This window comes from Kineococcus rhizosphaerae, from assembly GCF_003002055.1.
GTDB classification, from domain to species: domain Bacteria; phylum Actinomycetota; class Actinomycetes; order Actinomycetales; family Kineococcaceae; genus Kineococcus; species Kineococcus rhizosphaerae.
The window spans coordinates 112,170-137,837 of sequence record NZ_PVZF01000008.1 but is presented as its reverse complement, the minus strand read 5'-3'; the positions used below and the strand labels follow the sequence as shown (position 1 = coordinate 137,837).

Sequence of the window (25,668 nt, the reverse complement as noted above, 5' to 3'; positions counted from 1 at the left end):
GGACCTGCTGCGCGGGGCCGGGGGTCGGGCGCGTCAGGCGGTGACGCGCTGGTGCACGAGCGGCACCTGCGCGGGGGCGGTGGGGCTCACCGTGAACCCGCCGTCCAGCGCCTGCGCGGCCCACTCGAACCGCTCGGGGGTGTCGGTGTGCAGCGTCATGAGGCGCTGCCCCTGCCGCACGGCGTCGCCGCGCACGGCGTGCAGCTCGACGCCCGCACCGGCCTGCACGGCCTCCTCGCGCCGCGAGCGGCCGGCCCCGAGCCGCCACGCGGCGACCCCCACGGCCATCGCGTCGACGTCGAGGAAACCGTCGGCGGGCGCCAGCACCTCCTGGGTGTGCCGGGCGACGGGCAGCGGGGCGTCGGGGTCGCCGCCCTGGGCGGAGATCATCCGCCGCCAGGCGTCCATCGCGCGGCCGTCCTTCAGGGCGTCCGCCGGGTCGACGTCGATCCCGACGGCCGTGAGCATCTCCCGGGCCAGGACGAGGGTGATCTCGACGAGGTCGGCGGGGCCGCCGCCGGCGAGCACCTCGACGGACTCGCGCACTTCGAGGGCGTTGCCCGCGGTCCGGCCCAGCGGGGTCGACATGTCGGTGACGACGGCGACCGTGCGGACCCCGGCGTCGGTCCCGAGGTCGACCATGGTCCGGGCGAGCTCCAGGGAGTCCTCCAGGGACTTCATGAAGGCGCCGGAGCCGGTCTTGACGTCGAGGACGAGCGCGCTGGTCCCCTCGGCGATCTTCTTGCTCATGATGGAGCTGGCGATGAGCGGGATCGCCTCGACCGTGCCCGTGACGTCGCGCAGCGCGTACAGCTTCTTGTCGGCCGGGGCGAGGTCGCCGGTGGCGGCGCAGATGACGGCGCCGAGGTCGGTGAGCTGGGCGCGGATCTCCGGCAGCGTCAGGGACGCGCGCCAACCGGGGATGGCCTCGAGCTTGTCGAGGGTCCCGCCGGTGTGGCCCAGGCCGCGCCCGGACAGCTGCGGGACCGCGGCGCCGCAGGCCGCGACGAGCGGGGCCAGCGGCAGGGTGACCTTGTCCCCGACACCACCGGTGGAGTGCTTGTCGACGCTGGGCCGCGGCAGGTCCGTGAAGTCCAGCCGCGCGCCCGAGGCGATCATCGCGCCCGTCCAGCGCGACACCTCGCGCCGCGTCATGCCGTTGAGCAGGACGGCCATCGCCAGCGAGGACATCTGCTCCTCGGCGACCTCGCCGCGCGTGTAGGCGTCGATCACCCAGTCGATCTGCGCGTCGGACAGCTCACCCCGGTCGCGCTTGGTGCGGATGACGTCGACGGCGGCGAACTGCTGGCTCACGGGGCGGCCTTCCGGGCGGGGTCGGTGAGGTCGTGCGGCCCGAAGGCGTCGGGCAGCACCTGCGTCATGGGGACGATCCCCGACGGGGAGTCCACGAGCAGGTCCGGGCCGCCGAACTCGTAGAGCAGCTGGCGGCAGCGGCCGCACGGCATGAGCACGTTCCCGACGGCGTCGACGCACGCGAACGCGACGAGCCTGCCGCCGCCGGTCATCTGCAACTGCCCGACGAGGGTGCACTCGGCGCACAGCGTCACGCCGTAGGAGGCGTTCTCGACGTTCGCGCCGGACACGACGCGCCCGTCCTCGACGAGCGCGGCCGCCCCCACGGCGAAGTTCGAGTACGGCGAGTAGGAGTGCTGCAGGGCGTCGCGGGCCGCGGCGCGCAGCCCGTCCCAGTCGACCTCGGTCACGGGTACACCTCCCCGGAGGCCGCGGGCGGCCGGACCCGCCCGACGAACCCGGCAACGGCCAGGATCGTCGCGAGGTACGGCAGCATCGACAGGAAGCTGGAGGGCACCGCCGCCGGGCCCTGCAGGATCCCGACGAGGGTCTGCAGCGCGGCGAAGAACCCGAACAGCAGGGAGGCGCCGACGGCCCCGCGCGGGCTCCACCGACCGAAGATCACGGCGGCGAGCGCGATGAACCCCTTGCCGGCCGACATGTTCTCGGTGAACGGCCCGATCGTCCCGATGGACAGGTACGCCCCCGCGAGCCCGGCGATGCCGCCGGCGACGACGACGTTGACGTACCGGACGCGCAGCACGGGGATCCCGACGGTCGCGGCGGCCTTCGGGTGCTCCCCGACGGCGCGCGTCCGCAGGCCCCAGCGGGTGCGGAACAGCACGACCTGCAGCGCGACGATGACGACGTACATGGCGTACACGAGGACGTTCGCCTGGAACAGCAGCGGACCGACGACCGGGATGTCGGCCAGGACCGGGATGCGGACCGGGTTCAGGACCCCGGGTGAGTTGAACCGCTGGGTGTCGGTCTGCATGAGCGCCTTGTAGGCCCAGCCGGTGAACCCCAGCGCGGCCGCGTTGAGGACGACCCCGAGGATGACCTGGTTCACGCGGTAGCGGATCGCGAACACCGCCAGCAGCCAGCCGACGACCGCGCCCGCGACGACCGCGCCGACGACGCCCGCGCCGAGGTTGCCGGCCATCGAGCCGACGAGCGCCCCCGCGAACGCGCCGGTGAGCATCTGCCCCTCGATGGCGACGTTGACGACGCCCGAGCGCTCCCCCAGCACCCCGGCGAGCGCACCGAGGATGAGCGGGGTGGCCAGGAAGACCGTCTGCTGCAGGAGCTTGACGAGGTCCATCGACTGGGCGTCCTGCCCGGACATGACCCAGCACAGGAACGCGACGACGAAGCAGAGCAGCGTCACGGCGACGACGACGGGGCTGCGCCGGGCGCGGAAGCCCTTCGCGAGCTGGAACAGGCCGAGGGCCACGACGAGCGCGCCGAGGACGACGGGGGTGACGGTGCCGGGGACGGTCAGGTCCGGCAGCGTGACGGACGAGCCGCCGCCGAAGCGGAACGTGGCGTCCGCCGAGCCGGAGCCCAGGCCCCAGCCGAGCACGGTGACGAGGCCGACGACGACGAGCAGGACGCCGGTGACGATCCGCTTGCGCAGGCTGACGGGCGGCTCGACGCGGGCGAGCTCGACGACCGCGGCGGGGGTCTCGGGACTGACGGGGGCGCTCATCGGGTCCACCCTCCGGCGAGTTCGGAACCGACGCCGGCGCCGCCGCCGGAGCGGAGCCGGAACACCGCCCGGACGAGGGCCGGGGCGGCGATGAACAGGACGACGAGGGCCTGCAGCACCCCGACGAGGTCGACGGGGACACCCGTCACGGACTGCATCTGGACCGCGCCCGCGCGCATCCCGCCGAACAGCAGCCCGGCCGCGATGATCCCGTAGGGGTTGTTGCGGCCCAGCAGCGCGACGGTGATGGCGTCGAACCCGATGTTGCCCGCGACGGACCCGGTGACGCTGCCGGTGACGCCGAGGACCTGCGTCGCCCCGGCCAGCCCGGCGAGGCCGCCGGCGAGCGCCATGGAGACGACCTGCAGCCGGCCGACGTTCATCCCGGCGGTGCGCGCGGCGTTCGGGTTCGCCCCGACGGCCCGCAACCGGAACCCGAGCCGGGACCGGTCGAACAACCACCAGACGAACACGGCGGCCAGGACGGCGAGCAGCAGCCCGAGGTTGACGCGCAGCGAGGACCCCAGGAGCTTGGGCAGCACGGCGGTGCTCGCGACCTGCTCGGAGATGGCCTGCGTGTAGGGGGCCCGCTGGAACCCGTGGACGCTCAGCAGGTACGTCAGCAGGTTGACGGCGACGTAGTTCAGCATGATCGTCGTGATGACCTCGTGGGCGCCGGTGCGGGCCTTGAGCAGCCCGACGACCCCGCCCCAGACGAGCCCGCCGGCGACGCCGGCCACCAGCGCGACGACGAGGTGCAGCACGACGGGCAGGTCGAGGGCGAAACCCACCCAGGCCGCGGCGACGGCGCCGACGATGATCTGCCCCTGCGCGCCGATGTTGAACAGCCCGACGCGGAAGGCGAGGGCGACCGCGAGCCCGGCGAGGATCAGCGGGGTGGCGTTGACGAGGGTCTCGGAGATCGGCCGCAGGGCCGTGATCCCGGTGAAGTTCGGGTTGTAGACCGCGCCCTGCAGCAGCGCGACGTAGGCGTCGCGGACGGAGTACCAGACGTTGGCGAAGAAGTCCCACGGGTAGGTGAAGAAGTACCCGGCGCTGTCGCGCGAGGGTTTGTCGCCGATGACGATGAGCACCCCGCCGACGACGAACGCGCCGACGACGGCGAAGACGGTGACGAGCCAGCTGCCGCCCCAGTGGAACCGGCGCCGCCGGGCCGGCGGCGCCTCCTGCTCGACGGTCTGCTCGACGCTCACGCGTGGTCCTTCCCGGTCGTGGCGCCCGCCATGAGCAGCCCCAGTTCCTCCTGCGTCGCGTCCGGCCCGACCTCGCCGGCGACCTTCCCCCGGTACATGACGACGATCCGGTCCGCGAGGGCGCGCACCTCGTCGAGCTCGGTGGAGACCAGCAGCACGGCCGCGCCGCGGTCGCGCTCGGCGACGATCCGCTGGTGCACGAACTCCTGGCTGCCCACGTCGACGCCGCGGGTCGGCTGGGCGACGACGAGGAGCTTCAGCGGCCGGGACATCTCCCGGGCCAGCACCACCTTCTGCTGGTTGCCGCCCGACAGGGTGGTGGCCGCGGCCTGCGCCGAGGGGGTGCGGATGTCGAACTCGGCGATGCGCTCGGCGGCGTTGCGGCCCACCGCGTCCCGGTCCACCGCGAGCCCGGAGGCGAAGGCGGGTGAGTCGACGAGGTCGAGGACGAGGTTCTCGGCGATGCTGAACGACCCGACGAGACCGTCGTGCAGGCGGTCCTCGGGGACGTACCCGACGCCGAGCCCGAGCACGCCGGCGATGTCGCGGCCGGTGACGTCGGTGCCGGCGATCCGGACGGTCCCGGACTCCACGGGCTGCAGGCCGACGATGCTGCGGGTCAGCTCGGTCTGCCCGTTGCCGTCGACGCCGGCGACCGCGAGCACTTCCCCGGCCCGCACGTCGAGGTCGATCCCGTCGAGCAGCACCGTGCCGGCGGGGTCGACGACGCGGACCCCGGCCATCTGCAGGACGCTCTCGCCGGGGTCGGCGACGGCCTTCTCGACGCGCAACCGGACGTCACGGCCGACCATGAGGGCGGCGAGCTCCTCCGGGGAGTCCTGCGGCGACGCCTCCCCCACGACCTTGCCGCGGCGGATGACGGTGATGCGGTCGGCGACGGCCTTGACCTCGCGCAGCTTGTGGGTGATGAAGACGATGGACGTCCCGGCGTCGGCGAGTTCGCGCATGACGCGCATGAGGTCGTCGGTCTCGGCCGGGGTGAGGACGGCCGTGGGTTCGTCGAGGACGAGGACCTTCGCGTCGCGCAGCAGCGCCTTGACGATCTCGACGCGCTGCTGCACGCCCACGGCGAGGTCGGCGACGAGGGTGTCGGCGGGGATCGCGAGCCCGAAGCGGCGGGAGGTCTCCTCCACGCGCCGGCGCGCCCGGCGCCGGTCGAGGAAGCCGCCGCCGCTGGTGAGCTCGGCCCCCAGGACGATGTTCTCGGTGGCGGTGAAGGTCGGGACGAGCATGAAGTGCTGGTGCACCATGCCGATCCCGGCGGCCATGGCGTCGCCCGGGGAGGAGAACTCCACGGGTTCGCCGTCGACGAGGATCTGCCCGGCGTCGGGGGTGTACAGGCCGTAGAGCACGTTCATCAACGTGCTCTTGCCGGCCCCGTTCTCGCCGAGGAGGGCGTGGATCTCGCCCTCGCGGACGACGAGGTCGATCGAGTCGTTGGCGACGAGGGGCCCGAAGCGCTTCGTGATGCCCTTGAGTTCGAGTTGCACGTGCGCTGCGTCTCCCCTCGTCGCCCGTCGACTCAGCCGGCCTTGACGGCGCTCTTCGACGTGATCTCGATGCTGCCGTCGATGATGCCCTTCTTGACCGTGTCCAGCTCGGTCTTCAGCTCGGCCGGGACCTGCGCGTCCCACTGGTTGAACGGCGCGAGGCCGGTGCCGTCGTTCTCCAGGGTGCCGACGTAGGCGCCGGTCGGGGCCTGGCCCTGGGCGGCCTTGAGCGTGTAGTCCTTCACGGCGTCGGTGAGGTTCTTGGTCACCGAGGAGATGAAGTACTTGCAGTACTGCTCGGCGCTGACGCAGCCGTCGGTGTCGACCCAGATGAGGTTCAGCTTGCCGCCGGCGGCCTCGGCCGACGCGCCCGCGCCGAGGCCGGACTGGCCCGCGACCGGCATGACGATGTCCGCGCCCTGGGAGGCGAGGGTCTCGGTGATGGACCGGCCAGCGGCCTGGTCGGTGAAGGAGTTCGAGAAGGTGCCGCCGCTGGGGTTGTTCTCGTCCCAGCCGAGGACCTTGACGCTCTTGCCCTTCTGCTGGTTGTAGTACTGCACGCCTTCCCAGAAGCCGTCCATGTAGATGGTGACCGGCGGGATGTTCAAGCCGCCCCAGGTGCCGACGGTGCCCGTCTTGGTCATGCCCGCGGCGAGGTACCCGCCGAGGAAACCGCCCTCGACGGTGTTGTACTCGAACCCGTAGACGTTGTCGGCGACGGGCGCGGAGTCGATCTCGGCGAACTTCTGGTCGGGGTTCTGGCCGGCGACCTCCTTGACGGCGTCCGACATCAGACCGCCGACGGCCACGATGGTGCCGCAGCCCTTGCCCACCTCGGCGGTGAGGTTCGGCACGTAGTCGGCGTCGCTGTTGGAGGCGACGTAGGAGATCTTGATGTCGGCGTTCTCCTTCTGCGCCGCGGTGAACCCGGCGTAGGAGCTCTGGTTGAACGAGCGGTCGTCGACGCCGCCGGTGTCCAGGACCATGCACGCGGAGAAGCTCTTGCCCGACCCCGAGCCGGAGCTGGCGCTCGCGTCGCCCGACCCGGCGGTGTCGGTGGGCCGGCTGCCGCAGGAGGCCAGCAGCAGGGCGGCAGCGCCCACGGCGGCCACCGGAGCGAAGCGGTGGATCGTCTTCATGCGGGGAGTCCTCCAGGTCGAGTGGATCGCGTCAACGCTTCGCGGGCGCGAGCTGGTGCGAACGCGCCGTCATCGTAATGGGCGGAATCGCCTCCCCCGGACGTCCCGGCGTGCAGGTTGTCCAGATCGAGACCTACGAGCTGGACACGTGCGCGGGCAGGGCCCGGGGCGAGAGGGCCGTCAGGGCCAGCACGCCCATCCCCACGGCCAGCGCCGCCTCGTCGGGGGCGAAGTCCCCGCGGTGCAGGTCGTACGTCGGCCCGCCGGGGGTGCGCGTGCCCAGGCGCACCATCGCGCCGGGGACGTGGTGCAGGTACCAGGCGAAGTCCTCCCCGCCCAGCGACTGCCGGGTGGGCAGGACGCCGTCGTCGCCGAGCAGCGTCCGGGCCGCGGCGTCGAGGGCGGCCGTGGAGTGGACCTCGTTGTCGACCGGCGGCACCCCGCGCACGAGGTCGACCTCGGCGCGCACCGCGTAGGGCCGCACGAGGTCGGCCACGACGTCCTCGACGAGCTCGCCGGCGTGGTGCCACGCCTCGGTCTCCATGCAGCGCAACGTCCCCGACGCGTACCCCTCGGCGGGGACGGCGTTGGGGGCGTCGCCGGCGTGGACGGCGCCCCACGTGAGGTTCACCCCCGCGCGCGGATCGACGCGGCGGGCCAGGACCGCGGGCAGCTGGGTCACGACCTGCCCGAGGGCGAAGACCAGGTCGCCCGCCAGGTGCGGGCGCGAGGTGTGCCCGCCGGTGCCGTGCAGGCGGACGGTGACGTGGTCGGAGGCCGAGGTGATGGGCCCGGCCTTCAGGCCCACGGTCCCGACGTCCAGGGTGGGGTCGCAGTGCAGGCCGTAGATGGCGGCGACGTCCTCCAGGGCCCCGGCCCCCACGACGTCGATCGCCCCGCCGGGCATGACCTCCTCGGCGGGCTGGAAGACCAGCCGGACGCCGTGCGGCAGATCACCCGTCCGGGCGAGGTCGGCCAGCACCAGCCCCGCGCCCAGGACGGAGGCGGTGTGCACGTCGTGGCCGCAGGCGTGGGCGACGCCGGGGACGGAGGAGGCGTAGGGCAGTCCGGTGGACTCCGGGGTGCGCAGGGCGTCGAGGTCGGCGCGCACGGCCACCCGGGGGCCGGCGGGGCCGAGGTCGGCGATGAGGCCGGTGCCGGGCAGCAGCTTGACGTGCGCGCCGGCGTCGGTGAGCACCGCGGCCACCCGGGCCGTCGCGCGGTGCTCGGTGCGGGCCAGCTCGGGGTGGGCGTGCAGCTCGCGGCGCAGCGCGCGGGCGGTGGGCTCGTGGGTGACGACCAGGTCGGCGACCCGTTCCGCGAGATCCCCCGGGCCCGTCGAGGTGCGCGGGGTGCTCGTGTCGCTGGTCACGGCACCCGACGCTACTCGTGCCGCCCCGACCGCGCCGACCTCACCCGGCCCCCACCCGCGCCGGAGCGTCGACGGTCCGGCCGGCGCCGGCTCAGACGACCTTCTCGTGCCCGGCCTCCTGCGCCCGCTCGACGAGCTTCTTGACCTCCTGGGCACGCGCGCGCGTCGTCACCATCAGCGCGTCGGGGGTGTCGACGACGACGAGGTCGTCGACCCCGAGCAGGGCGACGACGCGGCCGTTGGCGGGCACCACCAGACCCCCGGCGACGGACTCGGTGATGACCAGGTCGGCGTCGCCCAGGACCTTGGGGCGCTCCTCGTCGGCGGGCAGCAGGTCGCCCAGGGAGGAGAAGTCGCCGACGTCGTCCCACCCGAAGGTCGCCGGCACGACGGCGACGCGCCCCTCCTCGGCGGCCGGCTCGGCCACGGCGTTGTCGATCGCGATGGCCGGCAGCGCCGCCCACTGCTCCTCCAGGACGGCGTCGCGCTGCGGGGTGTCCCAGGCGTCGGCGATGCGCTGCAGCCCCGCGTGCAGGGCGGGGGCGTGGCGGGCGAGCAGCTCGAGGAGGACGTCGGCGCGGGTGACGAACATGCCGCCGTTCCAGCGGTAGTCGCCGGTGGACAGGTACGCCGCGGCGGTGCGCGCGTCGGGCTTCTCCTTGAACTGCACGACGCGGCGGGCGTTGGGCGCGCCCTGCAGGCGCAGCCGCTTGCCCAGGCGGATGTACCCGAAGCCGGTGGCCGGGTGCGAGGGCGCGATGCCGATGGTGACGACGAACCCGCGGCGGGCCGTGACGACGGCCTCCTCGACGGCGCTCTCGAAGTCGTCGCGCCCGGAGATGTTGTGGTCGGCGGCGAAGGACCCGAGGACGGCGTCGGGGTTGCGGCGCACGAGCACGGCGGCGGCCAGCCCGATGGCGGCGGCGGAGTCGCGGCGGGCGGGTTCGCGCAGGACGTTGGCGGCCGGCAGGTCGGGCAGCTGCGCGGCGACGGCGTCGGCGTGGGAGCGGCCGGTCACGACGAGCAGCCGGTCGGCGTCGGCCAGGGGCAGCAGGCGGTCCCACGTCTGCTGCAGCAGGGTGCGCCCGCGGCCGGTGAGGTCGAGCAGGAACTTGGGCCGGTCGCTGCGCGACAGCGGCCAGAGCCGCGTCCCGGCCCCGCCGGCGGGGACGACGGCGTGGAAGTCGGACAGGTCGATCTGGGCGTCCTCGAGGTCGTCGTCCGACCACGCCCACGAGCCGGGTCCGCTCTGCTGTCCTGCCTCAGTCATGGGCGGGAACCTACCGGGGCGGCACCACCGCGCCGGGAGCCGCCGGGAGTGCGCTGGGTCACACGGGTGAACCTCCTCCGACACGCCGTAGGAGGTTGCGTCCGGCGCGCCGGTGGTCCACGGTAGGTGAGGCTGGCCTGCGTGACCCAGGACTCACGACGCCGTGAGTCCTTCATCACAAAAGCTCTACAGCCCTCCCGCGGGGCGGCTCCGGCGTGCCCGCGCGCCTACAGTGGACGCTGACGCCGCCGCCTGCGCGCCGTAGCTCCGGTGGACCCGGCGTCGAGGAGCACTCGAGGAGGACGCTGGTGGCCACGAGCCTGACCCCACCCGGACAGGGGACGACGCCCACCGGGAGCAGGAAGCCCGCAGGGACCCTCTACCGCGGCCGTGAGGGCATGTGGTCCTGGGTCATGCACCGCATCTCCGGTGTGCTGATCTTCTTCTTCCTCTTCGTGCACGTGCTCGACACCGCCACGGTGCGGGTCTCCCCGGAGGTCTACAACGGGGTCATCGGGCAGTACAAGAACCCCGTGATGGGCCTGGGTGAAGCCGGCCTCGTCGGCGCCGTGGTCTTCCACGCGCTCAACGGGATCCGCATCATCCTGGTCGACTTCTGGTCCGGCGGCACCAAGCACCAGCGCAAGCTGTTCTGGGGCGTCGTCGTGGTCTGGGTCCTCCTGATGGCCGGGTTCCTGCCCCGCCACCTCATCAACGTCTTCTCGCACTGAGGGATCGCGCCGTGAGCACCGAGCAGACTCCCGCGGGCCTCGCGCCCGCCCTCGAAACCCCGCGCTCGCCGTACAAGCGCAACAAGCCGACCCGGACCAACTGGGAGCTGTACGGCTGGTTGTTCATGCGCATGTCGGGCGTCGTCCTCATCGTCTTGATCTTCGGGCACCTGTTCGTCAACCTCATGACGGGCAACGGCATCCACCAGATCGACTGGGGTTTCGTCGCCGGCAAGTGGGCCAGCCCGTTCTGGCAGGTCTGGGACCTGCTGATGCTGTGGCTGGCGCAGCTGCACGGCACCAACGGCGTCCGCACCATCATCAACGACTACGCCGAGCGCGACCGCACGCGCTTCTGGCTGAAGATGGCGCTCTACCTCGCGACCGTCGTCGTCATCGTCGTCGGCACGCTGGTCATCTTCACCTTCGACCCGTGCGCCGACCCGAACTCGACGCTCGAGATCTGCCGGGCCGGCAGCGCGAACGTCCCCAGCATCACGAACTGACGAGACGACGGAGGAGAAACCCATGCAGACGCACCAGTTCGACGTCGTCATCGTCGGTGCCGGCGGCGCCGGGATGCGCGCGGCCCTCGAGTCCGGCCAGCGCGCCCGCACGGCCGTGCTCACCAAGCTCTACCCGACCCGGTCGCACACCGGCGCGGCCCAGGGCGGCATGTGCGCCGCGCTGGCCAACGTCGAGGAGGACAACTGGGAGTGGCACACCTTCGACACCGTCAAGGGCGGTGACTACCTCGTCGACCAGGACGCCGCCGAGGTGATGTGCAAGGAGGCCATCGACGCGGTCCTCGACCTCGAGAAGATGGGCCTGCCGTTCAACCGCACGCCCGAGGGCAAGATCGACCAGCGCCGCTTCGGCGGGCACACCCGCGACCACGGCAAGTCCCCCGTGCGCCGCAGCTGCTTCGCCGCCGACCGCACCGGTCACATGATCCTGCAGACCCTCTACCAGCAGTGCGTGAAGCACGAGGTGGAGTTCTTCAACGAGTTCTACGTGCTCGACCTGCTGCTCGTGGACGCCGCCGAGGCGAAGACGGGGACCGAGATCGAGGGCGCCGCCGACCAGCCGGAGCTGAAGACCCCGCCGACCATCGGCGTCCCCGGCGACAAGCGCATCGCGGGCGTCGTGGCGTACGAGCTCGCCACCGGCGAGATCCACGTGTTCCAGGCCAAGTCGGTCGTCCTGGCGACCGGCGGCGCCGGGAAGGTCTTCAAGACCACCTCCAACGCGCACACCCTCACCGGTGACGGCATGAGCATCGCGTACCGCCGCGGCCTGCCGCTGGAGGACATGGAGTTCTACCAGTTCCACCCGACGGGCCTGGCCGGCCTGGGGATCCTGCTGTCCGAGGCCGCGCGCGGCGAGGGCGGGATCCTGCGCAACGCCGACGGCGAGCGCTTCATGGAGCGCTACGCCCCCACGATCAAGGACCTCGCGCCGCGCGACATCGTCGCCCGCTCGATGGCCAACGAGGTGCGCGAGGGCCGCGGCGCCGGGCCGAACAAGGACTACGTCCTGCTCGACCTGACCCACCTCGAACCCGCGCACATCGACGCCAAGCTCCCGGACATCACCGAGTTCGCCCGCACCTACCTGGGCGTCGAGCCGTACACCGAGCCCGTCCCGGTGTACCCGACGGCCCACTACGCCATGGGCGGGGTGCCGACCAACATCGACGCCGAGGTGCTGCAGGACAACACGCGCGTCGTGCCGGGCCTGTACGCGGCCGGCGAGGTCGCCTGCGTCTCCGTGCACGGGTCCAACCGCCTGGGCACGAACTCCCTGCTCGACATCAACGTCTTCGGCCGCCGCGCCGGCATCGCCGCCGCGGAGTACGCCACGAAGGCCGAGTGGATCGCCGTCCCCGAAGGGTCGGAGCTGCCGGTGATCAACTGGATGGCCGAGCTGCGCGACCGCCCGCAGGGCGAGCGCATCTCCGACATCCGCCGCGAGCTGCAGGAGACCATGGACGCCAACGCCCAGGTCTTCCGCACCGAGGCGACGCTCAAGCAGGCCCTGACCGACATCGACCGCCTGAAGGAGCGCTACGCGCGCGCCTCGGTCCAGGACAAGGGCAAGCGGTTCAACCTCGACCTGCTCGAGGGCCTCGAGCTCGGGTTCCTGCTCGACCTCGCCGAGGCCATGTGCCTGGGGGCGCTGGAGCGCAAGGAGTCCCGCGGCGGGCACTTCCGCGAGGACTACCCCAACCGCGACGACGTGAACTACATGCGGCACACCATGGTCTACCGCGAGTACGCCGCCGACGGGTCCTACTCGACGCGCCTGGACTTCAAGCCCGTCGTCCAGACCCGCTACCAGCCGATGGAGCGCAAGTACTGATGTCGACGTTCGAGACGAGCCCCCGCGAGACGAACGGCGAGGCGGCCTCGGCCAAGTCCGCCGAGACCGCCAGCGGCCTCCCCGGCCGCAAGGGCCCCGTCGAGGGTCAGGGCGGCGCCGGTGAGGTCCCCTCGTTCACGATCACGCTGAAGCTGCGCCGGTACGACCCGGAGAAGGACTCCGAGCCGCACTGGGAGGACTACCAGCTGACGATGCACGGCACCGACCGCGTGCTCGACGCCCTGCACAAGGTGAAGTGGGAGCAGGACGGGACCCTCACGTTCCGCCGGTCCTGCGCGCACGGCGTGTGCGGTTCGGACGCCATGCGCATCAACGGCCGCAACCGGCTGGCCTGCAAGACGCTCCTGAAGGACCTCGACATCAAGAAGCCCATCGTCGTCGAGCCCATCAAGGGCCTGCCGATCGAGAAGGACCTGATCGTCGACATGGAGCCGTTCTTCGCGGCCTACCGCGAGGTCATGCCGTTCCTCATCACCAAGGGCGCCGAGCCGACGCGCGAGCGCATCCAGTCCCAGGCCGACCGTGAACGCTTCGACGACACCACCAAGTGCATCCTGTGCGCCGCGTGCACGTCGAGCTGCCCGGTGTTCTGGAACGACGGCCAGTACTTCGGGCCGGCCGCGATCGTCAACGCGCACCGGTTCATCTTCGACACCCGCGACCAGGGGTCGGACCTGCGCCTGGAGATCCTCAACGACAAGGAAGGGGTGTGGCGCTGCCGCACGACCTTCAACTGCTCGGAGGCCTGCCCGCGCGGGATCCAGGTGACGAAGGCCATCGCCGAGGTCAAGCAGGCGCTGATCTCCCGCAAGCTCTGAGTCCCAGCGCACGAGGGCCCGTCCGGATCGTCCGGGCGGGCCCTTCGCCGTTGCGGGTGGGCTCGTGCGGAATCGGCACGTTGACTCCCCGGTCCCGTTGAACGGGACCGGGGAGTCAACATGCCGATTCCGTCAGCCGTAAGCTCCCCGCGTGCCGGAGCTCGTCGAACGTTCGTTGCTCGTGGCCGGTGCGCACCTGGACCTGCTGCTCCCGGGCGACCTGGAGGAACTGTTCACCGAGGAGGCGTACGCCGACGAGCGGTTCGCGCCCTACTGGGCCGAGCTGTGGCCTAGCGCGCTGGCCCTGGCCGACGCGGTGGCCGGCGCCGCGCCGGCCCGGCTGCTGGAGTTCGGGTGCGGGCTGGGCGTGCCGTCCATCCGGGCGGCGCGGGCCGGTCACGCCGTCACCGCGACCGACTGGACCCCGACCGCGATCGACCTGCTGACCCGCAACGCCGCCCGCAACGCGGTCGCGCTCACCGCCCTGCCCTGGGACTGGACGACCGATCCGGCGCCGCTGCGGCCGCCCTTCGACCTCGTGGTGGCCGCCGACGTGCTCTACGAACGGCGGCAGGTCGACACGGTGCTGGCGGCGCTGCCCGCGCTCGTCGCGCCGGGCGGGCAGGTCTGGGTCGCCGACCCGGGCCGGCCGGCCGCGGACGAGTTCGTCGCGCGGGCCCGCGCGGACTGGTCGGTGGACCGCCTCGCGCACACCGGCCCCTCCGAGGTGACGATCCACCGGCTGCGCGCCGCTGCGTAGAGTGCGGGCAGGGCCACCTCGGGGAGTCGCATGCGCCACCAGGACCGCTACCTGCAGATCAGCCGGATCCTGTCCCGGCACGGTCTGGGGTACTTCATCGACGCCCTCGGGCTCGAGCGGTGGGTCCGCACCGACTGGGACCTGTTCGGTCGTCCCCGCGAACGGGAACGGCACACCCGCGCCGAGCACGTCCGGCTCGTCATGGAGGAGCTCGGCCCGACGGCCGTCAAGATCGGGCAGATCCTCTCCACCCGTCCCGACCTGCTGTCCCCCGCCTTCCAGCGCGAGCTGGAGAAGCTCCAGGACAGCGCGAGCCCCGTGCCGTGGGAAGTCGTCCGCAGCGCCGTCGAGGAGGAGCTGGGCGCGGACCCGGAGGAGCTGTTCGTCCACTTCAGCCGCGAGCCCCTGGCCAGCGCCTCGATCGGGCAGGCCCACACCGCGGTGCGCGAGGACGGCACGCAGGTCGTCGTCAAGGTCCGCCGCCCCGGGGTCGTCGAGGAGGTGGAGGGCGACCTGGAGATCCTGCGGACCCTCGCCGTCCAGGCCTCGCGCCGCTGGTCGGTGGCGGCCGACTACGACGTCGTCGGTCTGGCCACGGACTTCGCCGACACCCTGCGGGCCGAGCTGGACTACCTGTCCGAGGGGCACAACGCCGAGCGCTTCGCGCGCAACTTCGACGGCGACCCCGACATCCGCGTGCCCCGGGTCTACTGGGAGACGACGACGTCGCGCGTCATCACGCTGGAACGCCTGCACGGCGTCAAGATCAGCGACGAGGCCGGGCTCGCCGAGCACGGGATCGACCGCTCGGCCCTGGCCGCGCGCGCGACGCGGCTGCTGGCGGACATGGTCTTCGAGCACGGGTTCTTCCACGCCGACCCGCACCCGGGGAACTTCCTCATCGAGCCGTCGGGACGCATCGGGCTGCTCGACTACGGGATGGTCGGGGAGGTCGACGAACGGTCCCGCGAGCACCTGGCGATGCTGCTGGCGGCCTTCGACCGCCGCGACCCCGCCCGCATCGCGGCGGCGTTCGCGACCATCGGCGTCACCGAGCACCGCGTCGACCGGGTGCGCCTGACGACCGACTGCGCGCACCTGCTGCAGACGTACGAGGGCCTGCCCCTGGGGCGCATCAAGGTCGGCGACATCGTCCGGGACGTGCTGGAGATCCTGCGCCGGCACCGCCTGGCGCTGCCGCGCAACCTGGCCCTCGTCGTCAAGATGATCGTCATGACCGAGGGGCTCGGGGCGAGCCTGGACCCGGACTTCCAGCTCGGGCGCATCCTCGGCCCGTACGCGCGGCGCCTGGTCAGGCGGCACTTCGACCCGGTCGTGCTGGCCAAGCGCGTGCGGCAGGCGGGGGTCGACGTCGCCCAGCTCGGCGTCGAGCTGCCCGGTCAGCTCGGCCGGCTCCTCGACGTCCTGGACCGCGACGGGATCTCCGTCTCGTTGCGGACCGACGAGCTGGACCCGGTCGTGGCGCGGCTGGAGCGGATCGGCAACCGCCTCGTCGTCGGCCTGGTCGTCTCGGCGGGGATCGGGGCCCTGGCCACCCTCGGCTCGACCGACCCCGAGCGGCTGAAGCCGCACGAGACGAAGGTCGTCGCGGTGGGTGGGGCGGCCCTGGCGGCGCTCACCGGCTACCTGGGCTGGACCGCCCGCGGGCACCGACGCCGCCGCTGACCCCTCCCCCGCCGTCCCGCGCGACGCCCACGTTCGACCCCCGCGGGTCGCGCACGAGGGCCCGAAGCACACGAAGGACCCCGGGAGGCGCTGTTCCGGGGTCCTTCGTGTGCGCTGCGCGGGGAGGCGGGCGTCAGGAGAAGCTGGCCTGCACGACGCGGCCGCCGCCGGGGCGGGCGAAGCGGGAACGGCGCAGGTCGCGCACGACGAAACCGCGGGAGATGAACCGGTCAGTGCCGTCGAAGCGCGGGGTGAACGGGGACCGTCCGTGCATGGCGCGCAGGTTGTCCAGCAGCAGCACGTCGCCGGGCTGCAGGACGACGGCGTGCCGGTGGGCGACGTAGATCTCCAGCACCCGCTCCAGCAGCGCCTGGGCGCGCTTGGTGATGCCGTGCATGAGGTCCTGGTCGATGAGCATCGTCGGGTCGTCGATCTCGCCGGACAGGATCGAGAACGGGCCGCGCACCTCGCGGGTGTCGAGGAAGTCGGCGAACGACTCGTCGACGAGGGTCGTCCACAGCGGCCGGAACAGCTCCATGACCTCGGTCGGGTCGACGTGCCCGAGCAGGTCGAGGGCGCGGAAGGCGTAGGTGGCGGCGTCGGCGTCGCCGCGCAGGCAGCCGAGGACGACGTAGTCGGGGCGCAGCGCGGAGAAGCACTGCTCGGTGTGGGCCTCCAGCTCGACGCGCGAGCCCTGCGACTGCTGGGTCGCGGCGAGCTTGGCGTTGGGGACCATGTCCTGCAGCAGGTGCCCGTGGCCCTCGGCGGCGTAGCCGACCATGTGCCCGAGGGCGTGGCTGACGACGGCCTGCTGCCGGGCGAGCAGGGTGCGCCCGCCGACGCCGCCGGTGTTGTCCGGCGGCGTCGGGGGCAGGTCGCCGACGTCGAGACCGCGCAGGACGAGGACGCCGGAGTCGGAGCCGCGTTCCTCGAAGGCCCACAGGGTCTCGGCCAGGCCCTGCGGCAGCTCGCGGGCCAGGAGCCGGGCCTGGCGGCCGAAGGCCTCGGGGTCGGTCACGGGGTCGGCGCTCACCCGTGAGCCCAGCGCGGCGAGCGCGGAACGCTCCTCCGTCGCCAGTTCACGGACGGTCGGCACCACGGCCGAGGAGTCGAGGAACACCGAGGACACGAGCAGCTCCCATCGTCGACGCACACCAACGTGCAAGGGTCACACCGTAGCGCGTCGACGATGGGCAGTCTGCCCAGCTCACCCTTCGGGCTCTGGGCAGATTGTCAGCGCTTGATCATCCCGTGCGGGTCGATGACGAACTTCTTGGGCGCCCCGGCGTCGAACTCGGCGTACGCGGCGGGGGCCTCGTCCAGCGAGATCGGCGTCGCCCCGACGGCCTTCGCGATCTGCACCTTGTCGTGCAGGATCGCCATCATGAGCTGCCGGTGGTACTTCATGACCGGGCACTGACCGGTGGTGAAGGACAGCGACTTGGCCCACCCGGTCCCCAGGTCCAGCGACAGCGACCCGCGCTTGGCCGCCTCGTCGACCCCGCCGGGGTCGCCGGTCACGTAGAGCCCGGGGATGCCCAGCGCCCCGCCGGCCTTGGTGATGCCCATGAGCGAGTTGAGCACCGTCGCGGGGGCCTCCGTCGCCGACCCCGCCCCGTGGCCGCGGGCCTCGAAACCGACGGCGTCGATCCCGGAGTCGACCTCGGGGACCCCGAGGATCTGCTCGATCTGGTCCTTCGGGTCGCCCTTGGAGACGTCGACGGTCTCGCAGCCGAAGCTGCGCGCGCGCTCGAGGCGCTCGGCGTTGAGGTCGCCGACGATGACGACGGCGGCACCGAGCAGTTGCGCGCCCACGGCTGCGGCCAGACCCACCGGCCCGGCCCCGGCCACGTACACCGTCGACCCCACGCCGACGCCGGCGGTGACCGCGCCGTGGAAACCCGTCGGGAAGATGTCCGAGAGCATCGTCAGGTCGAGGATCTTCTCCATCGCCTGGTCCTTGTCGGCGAACCGCAGGCAGTTGAAGTCCGCGTAGGGCACCAGCACGTACTCGGCCTGCCCGCCGACCCAGCCGCCCATGTCGACGTACCCGTACGCCGATCCCGGACGGTCGGGGTTCACGTTCTCGCAGATGCCCGTCTTGCGTTCCTTGCAGTTGCGGCACCGGCCGCAGGCGATGTTGAACGGCACGGAGACGAGGTCGCCGACCTTCAGGAATTCCACGTCGCGGCCGACCTCGACGATCTCACCGGTGATCTCGTGGCCGAGGACGAGGTTCGGCGGGGCGGTCGTCCGGCCGCGGACCATGTGCTGGTCCGAACCGCAGATGTTCGTCGCGACGAGCTTGAGGATGACGCCGTGGTCGACCTTGCGGCCGACGTTGGCCGGGTTCACGCCCGGGCCGTCCTTGAGCTCGAAGGTCGGGTAGTCGATGGTCTGGACCTCGACCCGGCCGGGCCCGAGGTAGGCGACGGCGCGGTTCCCGCTGGGCGTGCTGCTGCTGCCGCTGAGGTCGGACGAGGTGGTGGTCGACATGGCGGTAACCCCTCTCACGGGCACCGACACCGGCGTCGGTGCACTGGGGCTCAGCCAACCCTGCCCGGGTCCGGCACGCAAGGGCGGGATCAGTCGTCCCGGGCCGCCGAGCCGTCCCCCGGCGCGTCCCACGGCGTGGGCCGGACGGTGGCGAGGGGTTCGTCGAGGGGGCCGCCGAGTCGCTCGGCGAGGGCGGCGAGGACGTGGACGGCGTCGGTGAGCACGGCGAGGTCGCCCGCGCCGACGTGAGCGCGCAGGCCGTCGGCGAGGCGCCCGACGCGTCCGGCGCGGTCGGCCGCGATCGCCTCCCGCCCCGCGGGGCTGAGGTCGAGCAGGACCTTGCGGCCGTCGACGGGGTGGGCGCGGGTGGTGAGGTAGCCCAGGCCGAGGAGTTCCTTGACGGTGACGGCCATCGTCTGGGGGCGCACGCGGCGGCGGGCGGCGAGGTCCGAGCTGGTCATGGCGCCCTCGCGGGCCAGGGTCCCGAGGACGACGGAGCGGATGGGCGACAGGGTGTTCTGCGCGTTGACCGAGCGGCTGAGCGCCCCGACGACGAGACGCAGGTCGTGGGCCAGGTCCTCGGTGCTCATCCCGGCACCCTAGTCCTTCAGTGGAAGCTGAACAGTTCCGACTGTACGGTTCCGGCATGGAGCTCACCAAGCACACCCACGCCACGGTCGTCCTGACCAAGGACGGCGCGTCGCTGCTCATCGACCCGGGTGCCTACACGCCGAACACCCCCGAGCTGCTCGCCGCGGCCGACGCGGTGCTGTTCACGCACGACCACCCCGACCACGTCGACGTCGACGCCCTGCGCGCCGAACTGGGCCGGCGCCCCGACCTGCCCGTCTTCGGCCCGGCCAGCGTCACCGACGCGGTGCCGCAGGTCCGCACGGTCGGCGCCGGCGACAGCTTCGACGCGGCCGGTTTCGCGGTCTCGGTCTTCGGCGGGCAGCACGCCGTCATCCACGCCGACCTGCCGCCGATGCAGAACGTCGCGTTCCTCGTCGACGGCGACGTGTACCACCCGGGCGACTCCTACGAGGTCCCCGGCGTCGAGGTGCGGACGCTGCTGGTGCCCACGAGCGGGCCGTGGGCCAAGCTCGGCGAGGGCGTCGACTTCGTGCGCGCCGTGAAGCCGCAGCGGGCCATCGCCGTCCACGACCTCATGCTCTCCGAGACCGGCCGGGGCAGCACGTCGCAGTTCACCGGGCAGCTGACCGGGACGCCGCTGGAGATCGTCCCGGTCGGCTCCACCGTCAGCCTCTGAGCGCCGTCGGCACCGCGTTCGCGCCCACGACCGAGGCGTACCACAGGGCGCTGTCCTTCAGGGTGCGCTCCTGGGTCGCGTAGTCGACGTGGACGATGCCGAACCGCTTGGAGAACCCGTACCCCCACTCGAAGTTGTCCAGGAAGGACCACAGGTAGTAGCCGGTCACGGGGGCCCCGGCCTCCACGGCGTCGAGCACGGCCGCGAGGTGGTCGCGCAGGTAGCGGGTGCGCTCGACGTCGTGGACCTGCCCGGTGACTGGGCCGGCGACGACGACGTCGTCGTAGGCCGCCCCGTTCTCGGTGACGAGCAGTTCCAGGCCGGGGTGCTCGCGGTGCAGGCGCAGCAGCAGTTCGGTCATGCCGCGCGGGTCGACGCTCCAGCCCATCGCCGTCTTGTCGCCGGGCAGTTCGGGGAACTCGACGTCCGCGCACGCCACCCAGGGGCTGTGCGCGCTGTTCCCGTGCCCGTCGGCCTCGGCGCGCGGGGACGTGCCGTCCCAGGCGCGCACGACGGTCGGGCTGTAGTAGTTCACGCCCAGCACGTCCAGCGGCTGGTGGATCAGGGCCAGGTCGCCTTCGCGCACGAAGGACCAGTCGGTGACGGCCGCGGTGTCGGCCAGCACGTCGGCCGGGTAGCTGCCCCGCAGGACCGGGTCGAGGAACACCCGGTTCTGCAACCCGTCGACGCGGCGCACCGCGTCGGCGTCGCTCTTGCGCGCCCCCTCGGTGCGCACCCACGCCAGGTTCAGGGTCAGGGCCACCCGCGCGCCCGGTGCCGCCCGGCGGACCGCCGCCGCTCCCAGCCCGTGGGCCAGGTTGAGGTGGTGCACCGCGGCGAGCGCAGCGGCCGGTTCGGTGCGCCCGGGGGCGTGCACGCCGGAGGCGTAGCCCAGGTAGGCCGAGCACCACGGCTCGTTGAGCGTGATGAACGTCCGCACGCGGTCCCCCAAGGCGCCGGCGACGACCCCGGCGTACTCGGCGAACCGCTCGGCGGTGCGGCGCGACGTCCAGCCCCCCGCGTCCTCCAGGGCCTGCGGCAGGTCCCAGTGGTAGAGCGTGACCGCGGGTTCGATCCCGGCGGCCAGCAGTTCGTCGACCAGCGTGGAGTAGAACGCCAGGCCCGCCTCGTTGACGGGGCCGAGCGCGTCCGCGCCCACCTGCGGGGTGATGCGCGGCCAGGCGACGGAGAACCGGTAGGAGGTCAGCCCCAGCCGCTGCATGAGGGCGATGTCCTCGCGGAACCGGTGGTAGTGGTCGTCGGCGACGTCGCCGGTGTCCCCGCCCGCGACGCGGCCGGGGGTGTGGCTGTAGGTGTCCCAGATCGAGGGGGTGCGGCCGTCCTCGGCCACCGCCCCCTCGACCTGGTAGGCGGCGGTGGCGGTCCCCCAGACGAAACCGGGCGGGAAGCGGCGCGCCCCGGCGCCCTCGGCGGTCTCGCCGGGGGTCTCGACGGCGGGGTTCTCTTCGGTGGTGGTCACGGGGTCCTCTCGGGAAGGGGGGCGCTCAGCCCTTGACGGCGCCGGCGATGATGCCGCCGACGATCTGCCGGCCCAGCAGCAGGAACACGACGATGACGGGCAGGGTGCCGACGAGGGTGCCGGCCATGATGATCGAGGTGTCCGGGACGTAGCCGCTGCCCAGGTTGTTCAGCGCCACCTGGACCGTCGGGGTCGTGGAGTTCAGGGTGATGACGGGCCAGAAGAAGTCGTTCCAGCTCGTCATGAAGGTCAGCATCCCCAGGACCGCCATGCCCGGGCGGGCGATGGGCAGCACGATGCTGACGACGGTGCGCGTCGAGGACGCCCCGTCGACCTTGGCGGCCTCCAGGAGTTCGTCGGGCAGCGTCTGGACGAGGTACTGCCGCATGAAGAACACCCCGAACGCGCTGACCAGGGACGGTAGGATCACCGACTCCAGCCGGCCCGCCAGGTGCCAGTCCGACATCAGCTTGTACAGCGGCACGACGCCCAGGGACGGCGGGATCATCAGGGTCCCGATGGTGATGGCGAACAGCGCCTTCTTGCCGCGGAACCGCAGCTTGGCGAACGCAAAACCGGCGAGAGTGCAGAACAGCAGGGTCCCCGCCGTGGTGATCCCCGAGACGACGAGGGAGTTCACGATGGACAGCCCGATGGCCTGCTGGTTCAGGGCGGTCGTGATGTTCTGCCACAGGTACGGCCCGGGCAGGAACGGCGGCGGCGAGGTGTTCATCTCCGCCATGGGCCGGCTGGCGGCCACGATCATGTAGTAGAAGGGCACGACGAACAGGACGGCCGTGACGGCGAGCAGCACGTACGTCGCCGGGCCCGCGGCGTCGGGGGCGCGGTAGCGGCGGCGGCGCCCCCCGGGGGGAGGCGGCGCGGCCAAGGCGGCCTCGCGGACGGAGGTGGCGCTCATCGGCGGGCTCCTTCGGTGTCGCGGTCGCGCCAGCGGGCCAGGCCGGTGTTGACCAGGACGAGGACGACGATGAGCAGGAACGTCACCCAGGCGACGGTGGCGGCCCGGCCCAGGGAACCGAACACCCAGCCCTGCTGGTACATGAACAACCCGAGCGTCTGGTACTGGTTCAGCGCTCCCCCGTTGACCCCGCCGAACAGCAGCGGTTCACCGAACAGCTGCGTCGCCCCGATCGTCGAGACCACGACCGTGAACAGGATGGTGGGGCGCAGTCCCGGCAGGGTGACGTGCAGGAACTGCTGCCAGCGGTTCGCCCCGTCCAGGGCCGCCGCCTCGTACAGGTCGGCGGAGATGGACTGCATCCCGGCCAGGTAGATGAGGGCGTTGTACCCCGTCCAGCGCCAGGTGACGATCACGGCGATGGCGATCTGCGCGCTCAGGTCGCCGTTGCGCCAGTCCAGCCCGCCGAGCCCGACGAGGGACAGCAGCCAGTTCGCCAGCCCGCCGTCGCGGCCGAAGATCTGCGCGAACACGAGGGTGGACGCGGCCACGGAGGTGGCGTACGGCATGATCATCGAGACGCGGAACAGGTTGCGGGCACGCATCCGGTAGTTCAGCAGGTGGGCCAGCCCGATGGCCAGCAGCAGCTGCGGGACGGTGGACAGGACGCCGATGGTGATGGTCTTCAGCAGCGCGTTGTAGAACTTCGGGTTGGAGAACAGCCAGGTGTAGTTGTCCAGCCCCGTCCACTCCGGCTGCGACCCCAGCTCGTAGCGGTGGAAGCTGATCCACATCGTGTAGACGAGCGGGAAGAGCCCGAAGGCGAGGAACAGCAGGAAGAACGGGGCCACGTAGGCGTAGGGAGCGCTGACGCCCTCGAGGCGGAACAGCCGCGACCGCAGGCTCAGGTGCGGCGCGGGGGTCGCGCGGGGACCGGCGGGAGCCGGGGGCGCGGTCGTGCTCGGTGTGCTCACGCAGGTCTCCTCGCGAGATCGGTGGAGTTCGGTGACCGGGCCGGGACGGCCGCGCGCGGCGACCGTCCCGGGACGGCGTCAGCCGATCTGGTTGGCGAGGTCCTTCGACGCGGCCTGCCAGGCGTCGGCCGGCGAGACGCCGTTGGTCTCGACCGACAGCAGGGACTGCACCAGCGAGGTCTTCACGACGGCGTCCTTCGGACCCAGGACCTGCGTGGGGGCCGACTGCGCGGCGTCGGAGAAGATCTTGCCGATCGGGGCGCCCTGGAAGTACTCGTCGGTGGCGCCGGACACGAGGTCGAACGCCTTCGTGTTCGACGGGAAGTTCCCGCCGACCTCGAACACCTTGGCCTGCTGCTCGGGGTCGGTGAGCCACTTCACGAGCTTGGCGGCCGCCTCGGTGTTCTTGCTGGACTTGGGGATCCCCAGGTAGGAACCACCCCAGTTCCCACCGGCCCCGCCGGGCAGCGAGGTGATGTTCCACTTGCCCGAACCGGCGTCACCGGCCTTGCCCTTGATGTAGCCGACCATCCAGGAGGGGCAGGCGATGGTGGCGAACGCACCACCGCCGAAACCCTTGTCCCAGGCCGGGTCGTTGAACTGGTCCAGCTTGGCCGTGAGGCCTTCCGTCGCCGCGGTCGCCGAGGTGTCGAACGCCTTCTTCACCGCCGGGTTGCTGTTCCACACGAGCTTGCCCGAGGCGTCGTAGTAGATCTCCTCCTGCGTGGAGATGATCGCGTTGTAGAGGCCGCCCGCGGAGTCGGTCCACGCGGTCCCGGCGGCGGCCTTGCCCTTGAACTCCCGGCCGAGGGCGAGGTAGTCGTCCCAGCTGCCCATCTTCGCGGCCAACTGCGCGGGGTCCGTGGGCAACCCGGCCTGTCCGAGCAGGTCGCTGCGGTAGCACAGCGCCATGGGGCCGATGTCGGTGCCGACGGCCAGGACCTTGCCGTCCTCGGTGGTGGCGGCGGCGGACTTCCACGTCGGGTAGTTCGCGACCTGCTCCCCCGCGGCGGTGCCCTTCAGGTCGGTCCACTCGTCGCCCTGGTTGGCCACGACGTCGGCGATGCGGCCGACCTCGATGCCCTGGACGTCGGCCGCGCCGTTGCCGGAGGCGAGCTTCGTCTGCAGCGCCGGCCAGTAGGTGCTCTCCCCCTGCGTGGACTCGTACTGGATGGTGACGTCGGGGTTCTGCTTCTGGTACTCGTCGAACAGACCGGCCTCCTCGTACCCGAAGGTCCCGAACAGGCTCACCGTCAGGTGGGTCTTGCCGTCGGAGGCGCTGGCGCCGTTCGCGCCGGAGGAGGCGGTGCTGCAGGAGGTGATGAGCAGCGCGCCGACGAGGGTGGTCGCGGCGGCAGCGAGGGCCTTGCTGCGCCTGGTGCGTGCGGTGGTCCGTTCAGCGGTCCGTTCAGTGGTCCGTTCGATGGGCATGGCTGGAACTCCTCGGGCCCCGCCGGGCGGCGGATCGTCGATGATCGGGGGTCCGTGAGAGCGCTCTCATCACCAGGGTGCAGATCGTGAGAGCGCTCTCAAGGGGTGTTCACAGAGTGGACCTGGGCGCGTACCCGTGTCAACGCCTCAGGAGGTGGCTCGTTCGACGAGTTCCGTCGGGACGACGACGTCCTCGACCTGCGCGGCCCCGTCGACCAGGGCGAGCACCATGCGCGCCAGCTCGCGCCCCATGGCGACCACCGGCTGGCGCACCGTCGTCAGGGGCGGGGTCGCGGCCGCCGCCAGCGGGGCGTCGTCGAAACCCACCACGCGGACCTGCCCCGGCACGGATCGGCCGGCCGCCGACAGCGCCTGCAGGGCCCCCGCGGCCATGAGGTCGTTCGCCGCGAAGACCCCGTCCAGGTCGGGCCAGCGCTCCAGCAGGGTCAGCGTCGCGGCCCTCCCACCGTCCACCGTGAAGTCGCCCACCTCGGCCAGCCCCGCGCCGTACCGGCGGCGCTGGCCCCGCAGCTCGGCGCGGAAACCGTCCAGGCGCTCCTGCCCCACCCGCATGTCCATCGGCCCGGCGACCGTCACCACCCGCCGGCAGCCGCGCTCCAGCAGGTGGCGGGTCGCGGTCCGGGCCCCGCCGACGTTGTCGGCCGAGACGAACGGCACCGTGCTGGCCTCGTCGTAGGGGCGCCCGGACAGCACCACGGGGATGCCCGCGTCGCGCAGGTGCTGCGGCAGCGGGTCCGGCCCGTGCACCGAGACCATGATCGCCCCGTCGACGTGCCCGCCGCGGGCGTAGCGCTCGAACCGCTCGCGCTCGCGCTCGGTCGACAGGACGACCAGGACGAGCTGGACCTCCCGCTCGGCGAGCTGGGACTGGGCCCCGCTGAGGACCAGCGGGAAGTAGGAGTCGGCGAAGAACCGCTCGACGGGCTCGACGACGACCAGGGCCACCGACCCGGCACGCCGGGTCACCAGCGAGCGGGCCGCCTGGTTGGGGACGTAGGCCAGTTCCGAGGCGGCCCGCAGGACTGCGTCGCGCGCCGCGTCGCTGACCCTGCCGTACCCGGCGAGCACCCGTCCGGCCGTGGCCCGCGACACCCCCGCCCGCTCGGCGACGGAGCTCAGGGTCGGCGCGCTCGGGCTCGGCACGGTGTCTCCCGCTGGTCGCTGGCTGG

The 25,668-nt window shown here is 72.3% G+C and carries 23 protein-coding genes; 7 read left to right on the top strand and 16 right to left on the bottom strand.

Annotated elements, in window-relative coordinates; translation table 11 throughout:
- Positions 1-33: 33 nt before the first annotated feature.
- The 8 genes from CLV37_RS16280 to CLV37_RS16245 form a co-directional block, all read right to left on the bottom strand.
- On the bottom strand, positions 34-1,314 hold the full coding sequence (locus CLV37_RS16280; protein WP_106212281.1) for a thymidine phosphorylase: 1,281 nt from the start codon (positions 1,312-1,314) through the stop codon (positions 34-36).
- The gene (locus CLV37_RS16275; RefSeq protein WP_106212280.1) at positions 1,311-1,724 is read right to left on the bottom strand and encodes a cytidine deaminase; all 414 of its coding nucleotides are present in this window, start codon (positions 1,722-1,724) and stop codon (positions 1,311-1,313) included. Before CLV37_RS16275 ends, CLV37_RS16280 begins: the two co-directional genes overlap by 4 nt.
- A complete protein-coding gene (locus CLV37_RS16270; RefSeq protein WP_106212277.1) occupies positions 1,721-3,025 on the bottom strand; it encodes an ABC transporter permease in 1,305 nt (434 codons plus the stop codon). Before CLV37_RS16270 ends, CLV37_RS16275 begins: the two co-directional genes overlap by 4 nt.
- The gene (locus CLV37_RS16265; RefSeq protein ID WP_106212275.1) at positions 3,022-4,239 is read right to left on the bottom strand and encodes an ABC transporter permease; all 1,218 of its coding nucleotides are present in this window, start codon (positions 4,237-4,239) and stop codon (positions 3,022-3,024) included. Before CLV37_RS16265 ends, CLV37_RS16270 begins: the two co-directional genes overlap by 4 nt.
- On the bottom strand, positions 4,236-5,750 hold the full coding sequence (locus CLV37_RS16260; RefSeq protein ID WP_106212273.1) for an ABC transporter ATP-binding protein: 1,515 nt from the start codon (positions 5,748-5,750) through the stop codon (positions 4,236-4,238). The genes CLV37_RS16265 and CLV37_RS16260 overlap by 4 nt, the downstream gene beginning before the upstream one ends.
- 32 nt (positions 5,751-5,782) lie before the next feature.
- The gene (locus CLV37_RS16255) at positions 5,783-6,889 is read right to left on the bottom strand and encodes a BMP family lipoprotein (RefSeq protein ID WP_106212271.1); all 1,107 of its coding nucleotides are present in this window, start codon (positions 6,887-6,889) and stop codon (positions 5,783-5,785) included.
- A gap of 133 nt (positions 6,890-7,022) precedes the next feature.
- A complete protein-coding gene (locus tag CLV37_RS16250) occupies positions 7,023-8,261 on the bottom strand; it encodes an amidohydrolase (RefSeq protein WP_106212270.1) in 1,239 nt (412 codons plus the stop codon).
- Between the two features lie 91 nt (positions 8,262-8,352).
- On the bottom strand, positions 8,353-9,531 hold the full coding sequence (locus tag CLV37_RS16245) for a mannose-1-phosphate guanylyltransferase (protein WP_106212267.1): 1,179 nt from the start codon (positions 9,529-9,531) through the stop codon (positions 8,353-8,355).
- Between the two features lie 308 nt (positions 9,532-9,839).
- On the opposite strand from CLV37_RS16245, the gene sdhC reads away from it, so the two are divergent.
- The 6 genes from sdhC to CLV37_RS16215 all read left to right on the top strand — a co-directional run bounded on the left by sdhC (position 9,840) and on the right by CLV37_RS16215 (position 15,908).
- A complete protein-coding gene (sdhC, locus tag CLV37_RS16240; protein ID WP_106212265.1) occupies positions 9,840-10,262 on the top strand; it encodes a succinate dehydrogenase, cytochrome b556 subunit in 423 nt (140 codons plus the stop codon).
- An 11-nt stretch (positions 10,263-10,273) separates the two neighbouring features.
- Positions 10,274-10,768: a succinate dehydrogenase hydrophobic membrane anchor subunit gene (locus CLV37_RS16235; protein ID WP_211298711.1), complete on the top strand. Its 495-nt coding sequence runs from the start codon at positions 10,274-10,276 to the stop codon at positions 10,766-10,768.
- Positions 10,769-10,790: 22 nt separating this feature from the next.
- Entirely contained in the window at positions 10,791-12,623 is a 1,833-nt protein-coding gene (locus CLV37_RS16230) for an FAD-binding protein (protein WP_106212263.1), read from the top strand.
- Positions 12,623-13,462, top strand: coding sequence for a succinate dehydrogenase iron-sulfur subunit (locus CLV37_RS16225; RefSeq protein WP_106212261.1), 840 nt, complete (start codon positions 12,623-12,625; stop codon positions 13,460-13,462). The genes CLV37_RS16230 and CLV37_RS16225 overlap by 1 nt, the downstream gene beginning before the upstream one ends.
- Positions 13,463-13,613: 151 nt before the next feature.
- Positions 13,614-14,222 carry a class I SAM-dependent methyltransferase gene (locus tag CLV37_RS16220; protein WP_106212259.1) on the top strand — a complete coding sequence of 203 codons (609 nt, stop codon included), beginning with the start codon at positions 13,614-13,616 and terminating at the stop codon, positions 14,220-14,222.
- A 30-nt stretch (positions 14,223-14,252) separates the two neighbouring features.
- Positions 14,253-15,908 carry an ABC1 kinase family protein gene (locus tag CLV37_RS16215; RefSeq protein WP_106212257.1) on the top strand — a complete coding sequence of 552 codons (1,656 nt, stop codon included), beginning with the start codon at positions 14,253-14,255 and terminating at the stop codon, positions 15,906-15,908.
- A gap of 133 nt (positions 15,909-16,041) precedes the next feature.
- Here the strand turns inward: CLV37_RS16215 and CLV37_RS16210 are convergent, their stop codons facing one another.
- The 3 genes from CLV37_RS16210 to CLV37_RS16200 all read right to left on the bottom strand — a co-directional run bounded on the left by CLV37_RS16210 (position 16,042) and on the right by CLV37_RS16200 (position 18,994).
- Positions 16,042-17,061, bottom strand: coding sequence for a TauD/TfdA family dioxygenase (locus tag CLV37_RS16210; RefSeq protein ID WP_245885439.1), 1,020 nt, complete (start codon positions 17,059-17,061; stop codon positions 16,042-16,044).
- Positions 17,062-17,141: 80 nt separating this feature from the next.
- Positions 17,142-18,404 (bottom strand): formaldehyde dehydrogenase, glutathione-independent, encoded by a 1,263-nt coding sequence (fdhA, locus tag CLV37_RS16205; RefSeq protein WP_106212253.1) that lies wholly within the window; start codon positions 18,402-18,404, stop codon positions 17,142-17,144.
- Positions 18,405-18,493: 89 nt separating this feature from the next.
- Positions 18,494-18,994: a MarR family winged helix-turn-helix transcriptional regulator gene (locus tag CLV37_RS16200; protein ID WP_106212251.1), complete on the bottom strand. Its 501-nt coding sequence runs from the start codon at positions 18,992-18,994 to the stop codon at positions 18,494-18,496.
- 56 nt (positions 18,995-19,050) lie between these two features.
- Between CLV37_RS16200 and CLV37_RS16195 the strand changes: the two genes are divergently transcribed.
- A complete protein-coding gene (locus CLV37_RS16195) occupies positions 19,051-19,674 on the top strand; it encodes an MBL fold metallo-hydrolase (RefSeq protein WP_106212249.1) in 624 nt (207 codons plus the stop codon).
- Here the strand turns inward: CLV37_RS16195 and CLV37_RS16190 are convergent.
- The 5 genes from CLV37_RS16190 to CLV37_RS16170 all read right to left on the bottom strand — a co-directional run bounded on the left by CLV37_RS16190 (position 19,664) and on the right by CLV37_RS16170 (position 25,642).
- Positions 19,664-21,154, bottom strand: coding sequence for a GH1 family beta-glucosidase (locus CLV37_RS16190; RefSeq protein WP_106212247.1), 1,491 nt, complete (start codon positions 21,152-21,154; stop codon positions 19,664-19,666). The genes CLV37_RS16195 and CLV37_RS16190 overlap by 11 nt on opposite strands.
- 25 nt (positions 21,155-21,179) lie before the next feature.
- The gene (locus CLV37_RS16185; protein WP_106212245.1) at positions 21,180-22,073 is read right to left on the bottom strand and encodes a carbohydrate ABC transporter permease; all 894 of its coding nucleotides are present in this window, start codon (positions 22,071-22,073) and stop codon (positions 21,180-21,182) included.
- Positions 22,070-23,047, bottom strand: coding sequence for a carbohydrate ABC transporter permease (locus CLV37_RS16180; protein ID WP_106212243.1), 978 nt, complete (start codon positions 23,045-23,047; stop codon positions 22,070-22,072). The genes CLV37_RS16185 and CLV37_RS16180 overlap by 4 nt, the downstream gene beginning before the upstream one ends.
- 78 nt (positions 23,048-23,125) lie before the next feature.
- Entirely contained in the window at positions 23,126-24,478 is a 1,353-nt protein-coding gene (locus tag CLV37_RS16175) for an ABC transporter substrate-binding protein (protein ID WP_106212241.1), read from the bottom strand.
- 147 nt (positions 24,479-24,625) lie between these two features.
- Positions 24,626-25,642 (bottom strand): LacI family DNA-binding transcriptional regulator, encoded by a 1,017-nt coding sequence (locus CLV37_RS16170; RefSeq protein ID WP_106212239.1) that lies wholly within the window; start codon positions 25,640-25,642, stop codon positions 24,626-24,628.
- Positions 25,643-25,668: the final 26 nt, after the last annotated feature.